This is a genomic window from Bacillus sp. KNSH39, assembly GCF_052656585.1.
Map to the genome: position 1 here is coordinate 3870001 of NZ_JBQXYO010000001.1, position 17500 is coordinate 3887500.

The following is a 17500-nucleotide window of genomic DNA, read 5'->3' on the forward strand; positions in this document are numbered from 1 at the left end:
CCCGTAGTCGAAACTTCGTTCTCTCTTGAATGTATCCTGAGTACGGCGGAACACGTGAAATTCCGTCGGAATCTGGGAGGACCATCTCCCAAGGCTAAATACTCCCTAGTGATCGATAGTGAACCAGTACCGTGAGGGAAAGGTGAAAAGCACCCCGGAAGGGGAGTGAAAGAGATCCTGAAACCGTGTGCCTACAAATAGTCAGAGCCCGTTAACGGGTGATGGCGTGCCTTTTGTAGAATGAACCGGCGAGTTACGATCCCGTGCGAGGTTAAGCTGAAGAGGCGGAGCCGCAGCGAAAGCGAGTCTGAATAGGGCGTTTAGTACGTGGTCGTAGACCCGAAACCAGGTGATCTACCCATGTCCAGGGTGAAGTTCAGGTAACACTGAATGGAGGCCCGAACCCACGCACGTTGAAAAGTGCGGGGATGAGGTGTGGGTAGCGGAGAAATTCCAATCGAACCTGGAGATAGCTGGTTCTCCCCGAAATAGCTTTAGGGCTAGCCTTAAGTGTAAGAGTCTTGGAGGTAGAGCACTGATTGGACTAGGGGTCCTCATCGGATTACCGAATTCAGTCAAACTCCGAATGCCAATGACTTATCCTTAGGAGTCAGACTGCGAGTGATAAGATCCGTAGTCAAAAGGGAAACAGCCCAGACCGCCAGCTAAGGTCCCAAAGTGTGTATTAAGTGGAAAAGGATGTGGAGTTGCTTAGACAACTAGGATGTTGGCTTAGAAGCAGCCACCATTTAAAGAGTGCGTAATAGCTCACTAGTCGAGTGACTCTGCGCCGAAAATGTACCGGGGCTAAATACACCACCGAAGCTGCGGATTGATACCAATGGTATCAGTGGTAGGGGAGCGTTCTAAGGACAGTGAAGTCAGACCGGAAGGACTGGTGGAGTGCTTAGAAGTGAGAATGCCGGTATGAGTAGCGAAAGACGGGTGAGAATCCCGTCCACCGAATGCCTAAGGTTTCCTGAGGAAGGCTCGTCCGCTCAGGGTTAGTCAGGACCTAAGCCGAGGCCGACAGGCGTAGGCGATGGACAACAGGTTGATATTCCTGTACCACCTCTTTATCGTTTGAGCAATGGAGGGACGCAGAAGGATAGAAGAAGCGTGCGATTGGTTGTGCACGTCCAAGCAGTTAGGCTGATAAGTAGGCAAATCCGCTTATCGTAAAGGCTGAGCTGTGATGGGGAAGCTCCTTATGGAGCGAAGTCTTTGATTCCCCGCTGCCAAGAAAAGCTTCTAGCGAGATAAAAGGTGCCTGTACCGCAAACCGACACAGGTAGGCGAGGAGAGAATCCTAAGGTGTGCGAGAGAACTCTGGTTAAGGAACTCGGCAAAATGACCCCGTAACTTCGGGAGAAGGGGTGCTTTCTTAACGGAAAGCCGCAGTGAATAGGCCCAAGCGACTGTTTAGCAAAAACACAGCTCTCTGCGAAGCCGTAAGGCGAAGTATAGGGGGTGACACCTGCCCGGTGCTGGAAGGTTAAGGAGAGGGGTTAGCGTAAGCGAAGCTCTGAACTGAAGCCCCAGTAAACGGCGGCCGTAACTATAACGGTCCTAAGGTAGCGAAATTCCTTGTCGGGTAAGTTCCGACCCGCACGAAAGGTGTAACGATTTGGGCACTGTCTCAACCAGAGACTCGGTGAAATTATAGTACCTGTGAAGATGCAGGTTACCCGCGACAGGACGGAAAGACCCCGTGGAGCTTTACTGTAGCCTGATATTGAATTTTGGTACAGTTTGTACAGGATAGGCGGGAGCCATTGAAACCGGAGCGCTAGCTTCGGTGGAGGCGCTGGTGGGATACCGCCCTGACTGTATTGAAATTCTAACCTACGGGTCTTATCGACCCGGGAGACAGTGTCAGGTGGGCAGTTTGACTGGGGCGGTCGCCTCCTAAAGTGTAACGGAGGCGCCCAAAGGTTCCCTCAGAATGGTTGGAAATCATTCGTAGAGTGCAAAGGCATAAGGGAGCTTGACTGCGAGACCTACAAGTCGAGCAGGGACGAAAGTCGGGCTTAGTGATCCGGTGGTTCCGCATGGAAGGGCCATCGCTCAACGGATAAAAGCTACCCCGGGGATAACAGGCTTATCTCCCCCAAGAGTCCACATCGACGGGGAGGTTTGGCACCTCGATGTCGGCTCATCGCATCCTGGGGCTGTAGTCGGTCCCAAGGGTTGGGCTGTTCGCCCATTAAAGCGGTACGCGAGCTGGGTTCAGAACGTCGTGAGACAGTTCGGTCCCTATCCGTCGTGGGCGTAGGAAATTTGAGAGGAGCTGTCCTTAGTACGAGAGGACCGGGATGGACGCACCGCTGGTGTACCAGTTGTTCTGCCAAGGGCATAGCTGGGTAGCTATGTGCGGAAGGGATAAGTGCTGAAAGCATCTAAGCATGAAGCCCCCCTCAAGATGAGATTTCCCATAGCGTAAGCTAGTAAGATCCCTGAAAGATGATCAGGTTGATAGGTTCGAGGTGGAAGCATGGTGACATGTGGAGCTGACGAATACTAATAGATCGAGGACTTAACCATATAATATGTAGCAAATGTTATCTAGTTTTGAAGGAATATGCCTTCATAGTTTGGTGATGATGGCAGAGAGGTCACACCCGTTCCCATACCGAACACGGAAGTTAAGCTCTCTAGCGCCGATGGTAGTTGGGACCTTGTCCCTGTGAGAGTAGGACGTCGCCAAGCAACTAAAAACACAAGTCATTTGACTTGTGTTTTTTTATTTCCCATGAAATAGATTTGGTTCCATTAATAAAAAATTTGAAATATAGTAAGGGATTTTTTGAGCAGAAATACTTAGAAATTGATAAATAAATGGATAATCTTCAGAACCATAACTTCCAAGTAAGTCATACCACCAATCTGTTTCATATCTAGAAATCATGCTTAAATTATAGAGCAATAAATAATGAATGAGGAGTTCAGGTAATATTGGCTTAGGATTTCTAGGGTCAGTCGTAAGTGGCAAATAATAAGTATTAGTAAGATGTTCATAGTATAAAGGAGTACTGTACATAGGATTCCATGATTGAATAGGCGCTGTAAAAAGTAAATTCGATTCATTAGTCTTCTCAGGTACGTGTTGTATTGATAAATGCTTACAAGATGTTTCAATGTAACGAGAAAATCTCTCTTTAGTCATATGTAATCGATCTAGTAGGTTGACTGAAAAGGAGAGCTCATTTTTAATTGTTGAATCAATTTTATATAAAGTTGATCCTTTTTGACTATAACGAAATAAATTTTGTAATTCTGGAATATTTCCCATTAGTTCTAACATGTTAAATTTTTCTGCTTCTAAGTGTTTCATGTGAAACAGTTGTTCTGCAACATGAGTAAACAATCCGTTTTTTTGTACCTTCACCTCATCTTCTAAAAATTGATACCCTTGTTTTTTTCGTTTGCGAGTTGTAACGCCATGAGCTAAAACAGTAGTGGATTCAGGATAGTTAGGGTCAATAGTTAGTAGGCATGCTTTAAACAGTTGACTAATTCCATAAAATAACAACATTGGTTGAATGGAAAATGGAGCTGTCTTATATAATTCATAATAATTTTTCCCGTGTTCTAAGTAATAAATAAAGGGATAACAATTTTCAAAACTTTTTTTTTCTGCATCCTGAATAGAGGATTTTTCATAACAACGGGCAAGATAACGTTGTACGTTTTGAGATGAAAAAAAGAAACTTAACTGCTGCCAAGTACAAGATGTTTGATGCATATATTACGCTCCTTTTATTGTCTAAAAATTCTAACATATATATACGTCCTTGACAGTATTTTAACCAATTGATAAGCTACTAATAATAATTTCTGGTATCATAGGGGGAACAATTATGTGGGAATCTAAATTTGTTAAAGAAGGTTTGACTTTTGATGATGTATTACTTGTACCAGCTAGGTCAGATATATTACCAAGAGAAGTAAGTGTTAAAACAGTTTTATCTGAAAGCTTACAGCTAAACATCCCGTTAATTAGTGCAGGAATGGATACAGTAACAGAAGCTGACATGGCTATTGCAATGGCTCGCCAAGGTGGTTTAGGAATTATTCATAAGAATATGTCTATTGAGCAACAAGCAGAGCAAGTTGATAAAGTAAAGCGCTCTGAAAGCGGCGTTATTTCAGATCCTTTCTTCTTAACTCCAGAACATCAAGTATATGATGCAGAACATCTTATGGGAAAATATCGTATCTCAGGTGTACCGGTTGTAAATAATTTAGATGAGCGAAAATTAGTTGGTATTATTACAAACCGTGATATGCGCTTCATCCAAGACTACTCAATCAAAATTTCTGACGTAATGACAAAAGAACAATTAATTACAGCTCCAGTTGGTACTACACTGGAAGAAGCTGAAAAGATCCTACAAAAGTATAAAATTGAAAAACTCCCTCTTGTTGATAATAACGGTGTATTACAAGGGCTTATTACAATAAAAGATATTGAAAAAGTAATTGAATTCCCAAACTCTGCTAAGGATAAGCAAGGACGCTTATTAGTTGGAGCAGCAGTTGGTGTAACAGCGGATGCTATGCTTCGCATCGATGCATTAGTAAAAGCTAGTGTAGATGCAATTGTACTTGATACAGCACATGGACATTCTAAAGGTGTTATTGATAAGGTAAAAGAAGTTCGTGCTAAATACCCATCACTAAATATTATCGCTGGAAATGTTGCTACTGCTGAAGCAACGAAAGCATTAATTGAAGCTGGTGCAAACGTAGTTAAAGTTGGTATTGGACCAGGTTCTATTTGTACAACACGCGTTGTAGCCGGTGTTGGTGTACCACAATTAACTGCAGTTTATGATTGTGCAACAGAAGCTCGTAAACACGGTATTCCAGTTATTGCTGATGGTGGTATTAAGTACTCTGGTGATATGGTGAAAGCTTTAGCGGCAGGAGCACATGTTGTTATGCTGGGTAGCATGTTTGCAGGTGTTGCAGAAAGCCCTGGAGAAACTGAAATTTACCAAGGTCGTCAATTTAAAGTGTATCGTGGTATGGGTTCTGTCGGTGCGATGGAAAAAGGAAGTAAAGATCGTTACTTCCAAGAAGGTAATAAAAAGCTTGTCCCAGAAGGTATTGAAGGACGAGTGCCATATAAAGGACCTTTAGCAGATACAGTTCACCAATTAGTTGGTGGCTTACGTGCAGGTATGGGATATTGCGGAGCACAGGATTTGGAATTCTTACGCGAAAATGCACAATTCATTCGTATGTCAGGTGCTGGCTTACGTGAAAGTCATCCTCATCACGTACAAATTACAAAAGAGGCTCCAAACTACTCATTATAATGTCTTATATACAAATAGACAGAGATTTGATATCTCTGTCTATTTTTTTTTGATTATGTTAGAATAACGGTTATGTGAGTACATAGATATTGGGGGTAGCAAAAGTGAAAGGTATGTTTTGCAAAAGATTCATTGCTTTGGTAACAGTGCTTACACTAGCTTGTAGCATTTTTATGCCATATAGCAATGCATCAGCTGAAACAGGAGCCGCTTTAAACATTGAAGCAGGTGCGGCAATTTTAGTAGAAGCGAATTCTGGGAAAATTTTATATCAAAAGAATGCAGATGAATTATTATCCATTGCTAGTATGACAAAGATGATGAGTGAATATTTAGTTCACGAAGCAGTGGATAAAGGAAAACTTAAGTGGGACCAGAAAATTAAGGTTTCTGAATATGCATATAAGGTTTCACAAGATGCTTCATTATCAAATGTTGCATTAGAAAATGGTGGCTCTTATACAGTAAAAGAGTTATACGAAGCAATGGCAATCTTTTCTGCAAATGGTGCAACAATTGCATTAGCAGAAGCAATTGCAGGTAAAGAAGTAGACTTCGTAAAAATGATGAATGACAAATCGAAAGAACTAGGGTTAAAAAATTATAAATTTGTCAATTCTACAGGTTTAACGAATAAAGATTTAAAGGGAATGCATCCTGAAGGAACAACAGCGGATGAAGAAAATAAAATGTCTGCAAAGGATGTTGCAACTTTAGCACAACATTTAATTAAAGATTATCCAAAAGTGTTAGATACAGCAAAAATCCCTAAAAAAGAATTCCGTCCAGAAAAAGAGAAGTTTGGAATGTCGAACTGGAACTGGATGTTAAAGGGCTTAGTTAAAGAATATGATGGCGTAGATGGCCTAAAAACAGGCTCAACTCCAGAAGCAGGAGATTGCTTCACTGGTACGGTTGAAAGAAACGGAATGCGTTTTATTTCTGTAGTTATTAAAACAAGTTCTCATACAGCACGTTTTGATGAAACAAAGAAGCTATATGATTATGGATTTGCTAACTTTGAAGTGAAACAAATGTATAAAAAAGGTTCTTCAGTAAAAGGACAAGAAACAGTACGAGTAGAAAATGCGAAAGATAAAGATGTAGCAGTTCAAACGAAACAAGCTATTTCACTTCCAGTGCCAAAAGGAAGTAAAGATGTTTATAAAACAGAATTAAAAGAATCAAGTAAGGGACAAGAAGCACCTATTAAAAAGGGAGCTGCGCTTGGTCAAATGGTAATTACGCCAAAAGATACAAACGACCCTGGATTTTTAACTGGTAAGTCACTGCAAGTGGATCTTGTAACGACATCTGAAGTAGAAGAAGCAAACTGGTTTACTCGTGCTATGCGCGGAATTGGTTCATTCTTTAGTGGTATGTGGAATAGTGCTGTTGATACAGTAAAAGGTTGGTTTTAAAAGCTCCTCACGATAGGAGCTTTTTTTATTCCTATTTTTCATACCGACTTTATGAAAAAGTAGTAGACAAGCATCTGATAGTTAGTGGTAGAATGTAAGAGTATTCTTAATTTTCGCCTTTAACGGGGGAAAGCAATTCACCTAGGGGGGTTTTTGTACATGACAAATGTAACAGGGACAGAACGTGTAAAACGTGGAATGGCAGAAATGCAAAAAGGCGGCGTTATTATGGACGTAGTTAACGCTGAACAAGCAAAAATTGCAGAAGAGGCAGGCGCAGTTGCCGTTATGGCATTAGAGCGTGTACCAGCAGATATTCGTGCAGCAGGTGGCGTTTCTCGTATGGCAGACCCAACAATTGTTGAAGAAGTTATGGGTGCGGTGTCAATTCCGGTTATGGCAAAATGCCGTATCGGTCACCTTGTAGAAGCACGTGTATTAGAATCATTAGGGGTAGACTATATCGATGAGAGTGAAGTATTAACTCCTGCTGATGAAGTATACCATTTAAATAAACGTGATTACACAGTTCCATTTGTATGTGGTTGCCGTGATATCGGAGAAGCTGCACGTCGTATTGCAGAAGGTGCATCTATGCTTCGTACAAAAGGTGAACCAGGAACAGGAAACATTGTAGAGGCAGTGCGTCATATGCGCCAAGTCAATGCAGAAATCCGTCAAGTTGCGAGTCTACGTGAAGATGAGTTAATGACATATGCAAAAAATACTGGCGCTCCTTACGAAGTATTACTTGAAATTAAACGTCTTGGTCGCTTACCAGTTGTAAACTTTGCGGCAGGTGGTGTAGCAACACCAGCAGATGCAGCATTAATGATGCAACTTGGTGCTGATGGGGTATTTGTTGGATCTGGTATCTTCAAATCAGAAAACCCAGAGAAATTTGCACGTGCAATCGTTGAAGCAACGACTCATTATGAAGATTACGAACTAATTGCAAGCCTTTCTAAAGGATTAGGTAATGCAATGAAGGGTGTCGAAATTTCAACGTTATTACCAGAACAACGCATGCAAGAGCGTGGATGGTAATTAAAGGAGAACTTTAAAATGGTGAAAATCGGTGTACTAGGTCTTCAAGGTGCAGTTCGTGAGCATGTAAAATCAGTTGAAGCAAGTGGTGCAGAAGCTGTTGTTGTAAAGCGTATAGAGCAACTTGAAGAGATTGATGGTCTTATTTTACCGGGCGGTGAAAGTACAACAATGCGCCGTCTTATTGATAAGTATGCTTTCATGGAACCACTTCGTACATTTGCAAAGTCTGGTAAACCAATGTTTGGTACATGTGCAGGGATGATTCTTCTTGCGAAAACACTTATTGGCTATGAAGAAGCACATATTGGTGCTATGGATATTACAGTTGAGCGCAATGCGTTCGGACGCCAAAAGGATAGTTTTGAGGCTGCGCTTTCAATTGAAGGCGTGGGTGAAGACTTCGTTGGTGTATTTATCCGTGCGCCGTATGTTGTAGAAGTAGCTGATAATGTTGAAGTGCTTTCTAAGCATGGTGACCGAATGGTAGCGGTAAGACAAGATCAGTTTTTAGCTGCTTCATTCCATCCGGAATTAACAGATGATCATCGTGTGACAGCATACTTTGTTGAAATGGTAAAAGAAGCGAAAATGAAAAAAGTTGTATAAGTAACTTGCAACTTGTATAAGATTATAGTAAATTGATGGTAACAATTTTATAAAATAAGCGTGTTGATAGGAAATAGTAACAAATGTCGTTTCTTATAGAGAGTCGATGGTTGGTGGAAATCGATAGAAACAGTTTGTGAATCCATCCTGGAATGGAATGTGGAATATCTTTTGGATTAGTAAGCATTCCCGGTGAAGAGCCGTTATTTCTACTTGAGAGGAAAGCGGTAATGCTTTCAACTAGGGTGGCAACGCGGGTTAACTCCCGTCCCTTTATATAGGGACGGGAGTTTTTTGTGTTTTATAAAATAAAAGGAGGAGTATATAATGCTTGATATTAAATTTTTACGTACAAACTTTGAAGAAGTAAAAGCGAAATTACAGCATAGAGGCGAAGATTTAACTGATTTCGGACGTTTTGAAGAATTGGATACGAGAAGAAGAGAACTACTTGTTCAGACAGAAGAATTAAAAAGTAAACGTAACGAAGTATCTCAACAAATTTCTGTATTAAAGCGCGAAAAGAAAGATGCAGAAGCTCTAATTTTAGAAATGCGTGAAGTTGGAGAAAAAGTAAAGGATCTTGATAACGAACTTCGTACAGTTGAAGAAGACTTAGAAAGATTAATGTTATCTATTCCAAATATCCCTCATGAATCTGCTCCAGTTGGTGAAACAGAGGATGATAATGTAGTAGCACGTACTTGGGGAGAAGTGAAAGAATTTACTTATGAGCCAAAACCACATTGGGATCTTGCTACTGATTTAGGAATTTTAGATTTTGAACGCGCTGGGAAAGTAACAGGAAGCCGCTTCGTATTTTACAAAGGTGCTGGTGCAAGATTAGAGCGTGCTTTAATTAGCTTTATGCTTGATCTTCATACTGATGAGCATGGATATGAAGAAGTATTACCTCCATATATGGTAAACCGTGCAAGTATGACAGGAACAGGACAACTTCCAAAGTTTGAAGAAGATGCATTCCGTATTGAAAGTGAAGATTACTTCTTAATTCCAACAGCTGAAGTACCTGTAACGAATATGCATCGTGATGAGATTTTAAATAAAGAGCAATTGCCTATAAGATATGCTGCATTTAGCTCTTGCTTCCGTTCTGAAGCAGGTTCAGCTGGGCGTGACACACGTGGTTTAATTCGCCAGCATCAGTTCAATAAAGTAGAGCTTGTGAAGTTCGTAAAACCAGAAGATTCTTATGAAGAGTTAGAAAAGTTAACAAATGATGCAGAACGCGTGTTACAATTATTAGAGTTGCCATATCGCGTTATGAGCATGTGCACAGGCGATTTAGGATTTACAGCAGCGAAGAAATACGATATTGAAGTATGGATTCCAAGCTATGGCACATATCGTGAAATTTCTTCTTGTAGTAATTTTGAAGCTTTCCAAGCGAGACGTGCAAATATCCGTTTCCGCCGTGAACCAAATGGAAAACCAGAACATGTTCATACATTAAATGGATCTGGTCTTGCAATTGGACGTACGGTTGCAGCTATTTTAGAGAACTACCAACAAGAAGATGGTACAATTATAATTCCAGAAGTTCTTCGCCCTTATATGGGAGGAAAAACAGTTATTAAGTAAATTTAAACATTCATCGGTATGAGTGATTGGTAATTATGAGCGTTGTCAGTACTGTAATGTAGGAAGGGGAAAGTAAAATTTTCCTTTCCTCATAATTTATTTTAGTAGGGTTGACTAACTGTTTTTCTTTTGATATTATATTTGATGTCAATATGGAGGTATACCCAAGTCTGGCTGAAGGGATCGGTCTTGAAAACCGACAGGCGGCGAGAGTCGCGCGGGGGTTCGAATCCCTCTACCTCCTCCAGATATAATTGACAACAGCGCATATAAGTGGAGATTGGAGAACTCGTTACCAACACGTAACGAGTTTTTATTTTAAAACCAATCATAAAGTATGGTGTAAGGTAATTTTGTCCTTATTACACACTCATATTCCGATGATTATCTTCATAGATATGAAAGGAGTCAACATGGATCTTATTATACAAACGTTTCCTTTAGATGGAAAAACTTTATATTATGTACAATGTCCTGTCTGTAAGAACAATAGAATTTTAAACAGTGGTGCAAACGTATCACGCATTATTAGTGATGATACATTCCGTAAACTTTGTGGTTGTACTTGTGATGTAAAACCAGCTACGAGTAAAGTAGAGGCGCCAAAACAAGTTAAAAAAGCAGCTGTAAAGAAAGAAGCAGCTCCAAAACGTACAGGTAAAGTATTAACGGCAGTAATTAACGGGAAAGAAATGACTGTTAAAGAGATTGCTGAAGCATACGATATTAGTACAAGTACTGTTCGTCAGCGCATTAACGCAGGAAAACCTGAGAGTGAAATTATTGCTCCAACAAAGAAGAAGTAATTTAATAGGAAAACCCGTGCATATGCACGGGTTTTTTATTTTACAAGTTTACGTGTTTGTTTTAAAAAATGGCCAATTTTTTTTATGATTGGTTCGATTGAATCACCATCTTTTAAAATATCGTACTCATTAATATTTAAGCGTAATACAGGGCATGAATTAAAGTTGTTAATCCAGTTTTCATAACGTCCATGCATTTCTTTCCAGTACTCAATTGGTGTTTGCTGTTCCATTGGGCGCCCGCGTTCTTGAATACGATCGACAATATCATCGAAAGAACCTTCTAAGTAAATTAATAAGTCTGGATGAGGGAAGTAAGGAGTCATGACCATAGCGTCAAATAAACCTTTGTATGTTTCATAATCAGTTTCCGTCATTGTTCCTTTTTCATGATGCATCTTTGCGAAAATTCCAGTGTCTTCGTAAATGGAACGATCTTGAACAAAACCGCCACCATATTCAAAAATTCTTTTTTGTTCTTTAAATCGTTCTGCTAAAAAGTACACTTGTAGGTGGAAGCTCCAGCGAGTGAAGTCCGCATAGAACTTGTCCAAATATGGATTGGAATCTACTTTTTCAAATGATGTGCGATAACCTAAAGCATTAGCTAATGCAGTTGTCATAGTTGATTTACCCACACCTACTGTTCCGGCGATAGTGATTACTGCGTCATTGGGTATATCATATTTTTGCCTTAAATTCATTATTATTTCGACTCCTTTAAGAGAGTATTTTGAAGGGCAGATAGGATAACGTTTAAATCATCAGGATTTTTTACAAAATCCATATCGTCGCCATTAAATTTCAATACTGGTATTTCCGGATGATCTTTTTTAAAAGCATCCATTGCTGTTTCATAATCTTTTGTGAGCTGTAGTAAGTAATTTGGATCCATGTTTTTTTCAAATTCTCTTCCGCGCATGGCGATTCGTTTTTGCAATGTCTCTAGGCTAGCTGTTAAATAAACAATGACATTTGGCACAGGCATATCTTGTGTAAGGATACGATAAATTTGCATGTATTTGTCATATTGAGAGTCTTTTAATGTGCGGGATGCAAAAATTAAATTTTTAAAGATATGGTAATCCGCTACTACTGGTTTCCTTTGATTCAAGTACTTTATGTTAATGTCTTCTAATTGTTTGTATCTATTACAAAGAAAGAACATCTCTGTTTGAAAACTCCATTCGTCGATGTCTTCATAGAACTTTCCTAAAAAGGGATTTTCATCAACAATCTCTTTTAGTAAGTGGAGTTGCATGTGAGTTGAAATTTCCTTCGCAAGTGAAGTTTTTCCAACACCAATTGGTCCTTCAACCGTGATAAATGGTACTCCGGTCACGCTGTTTCCTCCTTTCAATCAGTGATTTACCGTGACTACTAAAAACACAAAACAGAATTATTGTAGCACAAGAGGGAAGCGAGCGGGTTAATTTGATATAAAAAGTTAGAAAATAGATATATGTATTAATTAAATTTTATTTTGGTTGATGATGTTATATTTGCTTTCAATGTAGTTTCCATTATTTTTAAAGCATGTATATTATCTTGGTCGTTGTTAGAGGCGATACAATCCTGTGGTACATACAATTTATAATTTCTCATATGAGCATCATTAGCTGTAAATAGGATACATATATTTCCGGCAACCCCTGTTAATATTAGATTTTCTATTTTTAAATAACCTAGTAATGAATTTAAAGGTGTTTCATAAAAAGCGGAATAATGTGGTTTAATAAAAATGTACTCATCAAAACTTGGAGCAATCTTATGGATTATATTTTCGCTATATTCATTTGTGCAATGAGTAATAAGTTGGTCGATATCAGATCTCCAAAGTTGATAATGGTCATTAACGTAAATTATAGGATAGCCAAAGGATTTCATTTTTTTCTTTAATTGTAAAATAGGGTTTGTTATAGTTTCGCATTTTTTAGCTAGAATGGGTCCGTGGGAAAATTGAAAGTCATTAATCATATCGATAATGAGCAAGGCGGTATTTTTCATATGTAATCCCCTCTCTTTTTTCTTTTAGGGTGGATTGAATTTGTAAAAGTTATCCCCTGTGTAGTAAATGGAAATAAGTGTACTTTATTTGTAATGAAAGGACTATGTTATGGAACAAGATCAAGATATTTATTTTATGCAATTAGCGATAGAAGAAGCTAAAAAGGCAGAGGAAATACAGGAAGTACCAATTGGAGCAGTTATAGTGTTAGATGGTGAGGTAATTAGTGTTGCCCATAATTTAAGGGAAACTGAGCAAAGATCAATAGCTCATGCTGAGTTGCTAGCGATAGATGATGCATGTAAAAAATTAGGGACATGGCGTTTAGAAGATGCAACATTGTATGTAACATTAGAACCTTGTCCAATGTGTGCGGGTGGAATTGTTTTATCACGAGTGAAGCGAGTTGTATATGGTGCAAGTGATCCGAAGGGCGGATGTGCAGGGACATTGATGAATCTTTTAACGGATGAACGCTTCAATCATCAATGTGAAGTAGTATCTGGTGTACTAGAGGAAGAATGCGGTACGTTGTTAACAAACTTTTTTAGAGAGCTTCGTAAAAAAAGAAAAGCAATAAAAAAATTAGAGAAGAATACTGGGAACTAACGTATTTGCATTTTCTAAAGAAACAAGTTATACTGATAATGCCTTTAATGAAGGCAACCGAATATTGGTTTTAACTTTGCCGTGCTAAGCGGGGAGGTAGCGGTGCCCTATACTCGCAATCCGCTCTAGCGAGGCCGAATCCCCTCTCGAGGTTATGTTGCTGTAAGGTCTGCCTTAAGTAAGTGGTGTTGACGTTTGGGTCCTGCGCAACGGGACCCCGTGAACCTTGTCAGGTCCGGAAGGAAGCAGCAATAAGCGGGTCTTCTCGTGTGCCGCAGGAGTGCCTGAACCGAGCTAACTGCTTGAGTAACGCTTATGGTACGTAATCGACGGAGGGTGCACGGCAGTTATATATGTATACAAAACTCACCTTAATACAAAGGTGAGTTTTTTGTATAGAAAATAACTTTTGGAATCTATAAACAGAATGGGTTATAATAAATGAGATAATAACCTTTGAGGGAGGCCGTATTTTCGTGTCATACCAAGCGTTATACCGAACATGGAGACCGCAAAAGTTCGAAGATGTAGTCGGTCAAAAGCACGTGACAAAAACGTTGCAAAATGCCCTTCTTCAAGAGAAAGTTTCACATGCTTATTTATTTTCTGGCCCGAGGGGAACAGGAAAAACGACAATTGCAAAAGTATTTGCAAAAGCAATTAACTGTGAACATGCTCCGGTAGCTGAACCTTGTAATGAATGTCCTTCTTGTTTAGGAATCACACAAGGATCCATTTCAGATGTATTAGAAATTGATGCGGCTTCAAATAACGGTGTAGATGAAATTCGAGATATTAGAGATAAAGTAAAATACGCTCCAAGTGCTGTAGAATATAAAGTATACATTATTGATGAAGTTCACATGCTTTCTATGGGTGCATTCAATGCGCTTTTAAAAACCTTAGAAGAGCCGCCAGGACATGTTATCTTTATTTTGGCGACAACAGAACCTCATAAGATCCCACCTACAATCATTTCACGTTGTCAGCGCTTTGAATTCCGAAAAATATCAGTGAATGATATTGTTGAAAGATTATCAACGGTCGTGACAAATGAAGGTACGCAAGTGGAAGGTGAAGCATTACAAATTGTTGCGCGTGCTGCCGAAGGTGGTATGCGTGATGCGCTTAGTCTTATTGATCAGGCTATATCTTATAGTGATGAGATTGTTACGACAGAAGATGTATTGGCCGTAACAGGATCTGTTTCTCAGCAATACTTAGGCAATTTAGTAGAGTGCATACGTAAAAATGATGTATCAAGAGCATTGCAAATCATAGATGAAATGATGAGTAAAGGGAAGGATCCAGTTCGTTTTATGGAGGATTTCATTTACTATTATCGTGATATGCTTTTATATCAAACTTCATCACAACTAGAACATATGTTGGAACGAGTAATTGTAGATGATCAATTCCGTAAGTTGAGTGAAGAAATGCAACCGGAAGTGATCTATGAGATTATTCATACCCTTAGTAAGGGACAACAGGAAATGAAGTGGACAAATCATCCGCGTATTTTCTTAGAAGTTGTTATGGTGCAATTGTGTCAACAGTTTATGATGCAAGCAAATGGTACAGATCGTTTGCAAGCAATTATGAACAGGATGCAGCAACTGGAGAAAGAGTTAGAGCAAGTCAAAAAGAACGGTGTGCCAGCAGGTGTACAACAGGAAGTAAGAGAGACACGTGCAACACCAAAACCGGTACGAACAGGAAGTATGAAAATTCCTGTCGGACGTGTAAATGAAGTATTAAAACAAGCGAAGCGTCAAGATTTAGAACAATTAAAAGCTGTATGGGGTGAGTTGTTAGGAAGACTCAAATCATATAACAAAGTAGCGTTTGCCGTTTTACTTGAAAATAGTGAACCAGTGGCAGCTTCAGATGACACTTACGTTTTAGCATTTCAATATGAGATTCACTGTAAGATGGCGAGCGAAAATCGAGAAGCTATGGATACAGTAGAACAAGCTTTATTTGAATTGCTAAGTAAAAGGTTAAATATGATTGCCATTCCAAAAAGTGAATGGGGTAAAATCCGTGAAGACTTTTTACAACGTGAAGGTGGAGAGTCTGAAGAAAGCCCGGAGAAAAAGGAAGACCCTCTTATAGAAGAGGCAGTGAAGTTAGTAGGGCAAGAACTCATTGAAATAAAAGAGTAATAATAATTAGGAGGAATTAATTATGATGCGTGGCGGAATGGGAAATATGAATAACATGATGAAACAAATGCAAAAGATGCAAAAGGACATGGCGAAAGCACAAGAAGAGCTTGGTGAAAAAACAGTTGAAGGTACAGCTGGCGGCGGAATGATTACAGTTATTGCAAATGGTCACAAGCAAATTCTTGAAGTGAAGATTAAAGAGGAAGTTGTAGATCCAGAAGATATCGAAATGTTACAAGACTTAGTATTAGCTGCAACAAATGATGCACTTAAAAAGGCTGATGAGCTTTCAAACTCTACAATGGGTAAATTTACAAAAGGCTTAAACTTACCAGGTGGAATGTTCTAGGAGGATATTGATACATGCATTATCCAGAACCAATATCAAAACTAATCGATAGTTTTATGAAGTTGCCAGGTATCGGACCGAAAACAGCGGTTCGATTGGCATTTTTCGTATTAGATATGAAAGAAGATGATGTGTTAGGTTTCGCGAAAGCACTTGTAAATGCGAAGCGAGATTTAGCGTACTGTTCTGTATGCGGACATATTACTGATCGTGATCCTTGTTATATTTGTAATGATTCACATCGAGATCAATCAGTTGTTTGTGTCGTGCAAGAACCGAAAGATGTAATCGCGATGGAAAAAATGAAAGAGTATCAAGGTGTATATCATGTGTTACGTGGTGCGATTTCTCCTATGGAGGGAATTGGACCGGAAGACATTAATATCCCGCAACTCTTAAAGCGACTACATGATGAAACGGTACAAGAAGTGATATTAGCAACAAACCCTAATATTGAAGGGGAAGCTACAGCGATGTATATCTCCCGCCTCTTAAAACCTACAGGCATTAAAGTAACTCGTATTGCACATGGTCTGCCAGTTGGTGGAGATTTAGAATATGCAGATGAAGTGACATTATCCAAAGCGTTAGAAGGGCGCAGAGAAGTATAAGAGGAGAAACAAAAATGTTCTTTCAAAAAAAGGGTAAATTGCGTAAAGAGTATGACGATAAGTTAATTGTACTTTTGGAAAAAGTGAAGAATGAGTGGTTACGTCAGAAGAGAATGGTCGAACAAAGTGTAGAACCGTCTCAAGATGTCATTTGTTCTTTGAAAATAGCAGAGGCGAAATATTTCTTTTTGTTGAAAGAAGCAAAGCGTCGTCCTGTAAAAATGGAACAATGGTAAAAGGTTCTGCTTTCTAAGCAGGCCTTTTTATTTTGTTTTTTAAGTGCTGAGGTATTGTTTTATTTAGTTTATATGAAAGAGATGCTGCATATGATAACTGTTCTTTTTTATTGTCTTGTCCCATACAAATAGATGTATAGGTCATTCATAAGGAGGAAAAAATGAATTCTACAATTATTATTGTTGGTATTCTTACTTTAGTATTTATTTTTCTTGTTTTTGGTGTTGCCTCTAAGCCATTACGTTTTATAGGTAAGGTGATTTTTCATGTTACTTTAGGAATAGCATTGCTTTTTATCGTAAATGTTGTAGGGACATATTTTGATTTTCATATCCCAATTAACATGGGTACAGCAGCAATAACGAGTTTATTAGGTCTACCGGGTGTGGCAGCATTAGTGATTATTAAGCTTTATATCATGCCAAGATAAAATTATTTTGGCATTTTTTTAAAAAGTGTTGACTATTAAATGATTAATATGGTAAATTAATAAGCGTCGTCAGGAACGAAAGAAAAAAATTGTTGACAGATTTAACGCAAAATGTTAAATTATAAAAGTCGCTGAAACGCGATATTGAACTTTGAAAACTAAACGAAACAAACAACGTGAAACGTCAATTTTTATTTTAGATGCTAGACAAACTAACTTTATTGGAGAGTTTGATCCTGGCTCAGGATGAACGCTGGCGGCGTGCCTAATACATGCAAG

General features: G+C 39.1%; 16 protein-coding genes, 1 tRNA gene, 3 rRNA genes, 1 other RNA gene and 1 other annotated feature (2 of these 22 running past the window's edge). Of the genes, 17 read left to right on the forward strand and 4 right to left on the reverse strand.

What is annotated here, in order from left to right; translation table 11 throughout:
• Together ACUL40_RS19725 and rrf are read left to right on the forward strand one after the other, a co-directional pair.
• Positions 1-2544 (forward strand): 23S ribosomal RNA (locus ACUL40_RS19725) (it extends 378 nt beyond the left edge of the window).
• Positions 2545-2593: 49 nt separating this feature from the next.
• Positions 2594-2709 (forward strand): 5S ribosomal RNA (gene rrf, locus ACUL40_RS19730).
• 34 nt (positions 2710-2743) lie between these two features.
• Here rrf and ACUL40_RS19735 read toward each other — a convergent pair.
• Positions 2744-3745: a YaaC family protein gene (locus ACUL40_RS19735; RefSeq protein ID WP_000554287.1), complete on the reverse strand. Its 1002-nt coding sequence runs from the start codon at positions 3743-3745 to the stop codon at positions 2744-2746.
• A gap of 115 nt (positions 3746-3860) precedes the next feature.
• Here ACUL40_RS19735 and guaB point away from each other — a divergent pair, with 115 nt between their 5' ends.
• The 7 genes from guaB (at position 3861) to ACUL40_RS19770 (ending at position 10809) form a co-directional block, all read left to right on the forward strand.
• Positions 3861-5324: an IMP dehydrogenase gene (gene guaB, locus ACUL40_RS19740; RefSeq protein WP_000264088.1), complete on the forward strand. Its 1464-nt coding sequence runs from the start codon at positions 3861-3863 to the stop codon at positions 5322-5324.
• Between the two features lie 113 nt (positions 5325-5437).
• The gene (gene dacA / locus ACUL40_RS19745; protein ID WP_124749816.1) at positions 5438-6745 is read left to right on the forward strand and encodes a D-alanyl-D-alanine carboxypeptidase DacA; all 1308 of its coding nucleotides are present in this window, start codon (positions 5438-5440) and stop codon (positions 6743-6745) included.
• A gap of 159 nt (positions 6746-6904) precedes the next feature.
• Positions 6905-7792, forward strand: coding sequence for a pyridoxal 5'-phosphate synthase lyase subunit PdxS (gene pdxS / locus ACUL40_RS19750; protein ID WP_000186165.1), 888 nt, complete (start codon positions 6905-6907; stop codon positions 7790-7792).
• A gap of 18 nt (positions 7793-7810) precedes the next feature.
• Positions 7811-8401, forward strand: coding sequence for a pyridoxal 5'-phosphate synthase glutaminase subunit PdxT (pdxT, locus tag ACUL40_RS19755; RefSeq protein WP_000238785.1), 591 nt, complete (start codon positions 7811-7813; stop codon positions 8399-8401).
• Between the two features lie 54 nt (positions 8402-8455).
• Positions 8456-8677: a binding site (T-box leader), on the forward strand.
• A 51-nt stretch (positions 8678-8728) separates the two neighbouring features.
• On the forward strand, positions 8729-10003 hold the full coding sequence (serS, locus tag ACUL40_RS19760) for a serine--tRNA ligase (protein ID WP_000884187.1): 1275 nt from the start codon (positions 8729-8731) through the stop codon (positions 10001-10003).
• 154 nt (positions 10004-10157) lie between these two features.
• Positions 10158-10250: transfer RNA gene (locus ACUL40_RS19765), tRNA-Ser, on the forward strand.
• 166 nt (positions 10251-10416) lie between these two features.
• Positions 10417-10809: a DUF3797 domain-containing protein gene (locus ACUL40_RS19770; RefSeq protein ID WP_000364193.1), complete on the forward strand. Its 393-nt coding sequence runs from the start codon at positions 10417-10419 to the stop codon at positions 10807-10809.
• Positions 10810-10844: 35 nt separating this feature from the next.
• Here the strand turns inward: ACUL40_RS19770 and ACUL40_RS19775 are convergent, their stop codons facing one another.
• From ACUL40_RS19775 to ACUL40_RS19785, 3 genes are all read right to left on the reverse strand, one after another.
• Entirely contained in the window at positions 10845-11513 is a 669-nt protein-coding gene (locus ACUL40_RS19775) for a deoxynucleoside kinase (RefSeq protein WP_001053585.1), read from the reverse strand.
• Between the two features lie 2 nt (positions 11514-11515).
• Positions 11516-12151: a deoxynucleoside kinase gene (locus tag ACUL40_RS19780; RefSeq protein ID WP_000148218.1), complete on the reverse strand. Its 636-nt coding sequence runs from the start codon at positions 12149-12151 to the stop codon at positions 11516-11518.
• Between the two features lie 125 nt (positions 12152-12276).
• The gene (locus ACUL40_RS19785) at positions 12277-12816 is read right to left on the reverse strand and encodes an isochorismatase family cysteine hydrolase (RefSeq protein WP_000798724.1); all 540 of its coding nucleotides are present in this window, start codon (positions 12814-12816) and stop codon (positions 12277-12279) included.
• A gap of 109 nt (positions 12817-12925) precedes the next feature.
• Here ACUL40_RS19785 and tadA point away from each other — a divergent pair, with 109 nt between their 5' ends.
• The 8 genes from tadA to ACUL40_RS19825 all read left to right on the forward strand — a co-directional run.
• On the forward strand, positions 12926-13426 hold the full coding sequence (tadA, locus tag ACUL40_RS19790; protein ID WP_000434329.1) for a tRNA adenosine(34) deaminase TadA: 501 nt from the start codon (positions 12926-12928) through the stop codon (positions 13424-13426).
• A 79-nt stretch (positions 13427-13505) separates the two neighbouring features.
• Positions 13506-13770: signal recognition particle sRNA large type (ffs, locus tag ACUL40_RS19795), an RNA gene on the forward strand.
• 132 nt (positions 13771-13902) lie between these two features.
• On the forward strand, positions 13903-15591 hold the full coding sequence (dnaX, locus tag ACUL40_RS19800; protein WP_445423124.1) for a DNA polymerase III subunit gamma/tau: 1689 nt from the start codon (positions 13903-13905) through the stop codon (positions 15589-15591).
• A 25-nt stretch (positions 15592-15616) separates the two neighbouring features.
• Complete coding sequence (locus ACUL40_RS19805; protein WP_014894853.1) at positions 15617-15943, forward strand: YbaB/EbfC family nucleoid-associated protein; 327 nt, start codon at positions 15617-15619, stop codon at positions 15941-15943.
• A 14-nt stretch (positions 15944-15957) separates the two neighbouring features.
• Positions 15958-16554, forward strand: a complete 597-nt coding sequence (gene recR, locus ACUL40_RS19810; RefSeq protein ID WP_000559169.1) for a recombination protein RecR — start codon at positions 15958-15960, stop codon at positions 16552-16554.
• A gap of 14 nt (positions 16555-16568) precedes the next feature.
• Positions 16569-16790, forward strand: coding sequence for a YaaL family protein (locus ACUL40_RS19815; RefSeq protein WP_000466019.1), 222 nt, complete (start codon positions 16569-16571; stop codon positions 16788-16790).
• Positions 16791-16951: 161 nt separating this feature from the next.
• The gene (locus ACUL40_RS19820) at positions 16952-17221 is read left to right on the forward strand and encodes a pro-sigmaK processing inhibitor BofA family protein (RefSeq protein WP_001089273.1); all 270 of its coding nucleotides are present in this window, start codon (positions 16952-16954) and stop codon (positions 17219-17221) included.
• Between the two features lie 218 nt (positions 17222-17439).
• Positions 17440-17500 (forward strand): 16S ribosomal RNA (locus tag ACUL40_RS19825) (it continues 1491 nt past the right edge of the window).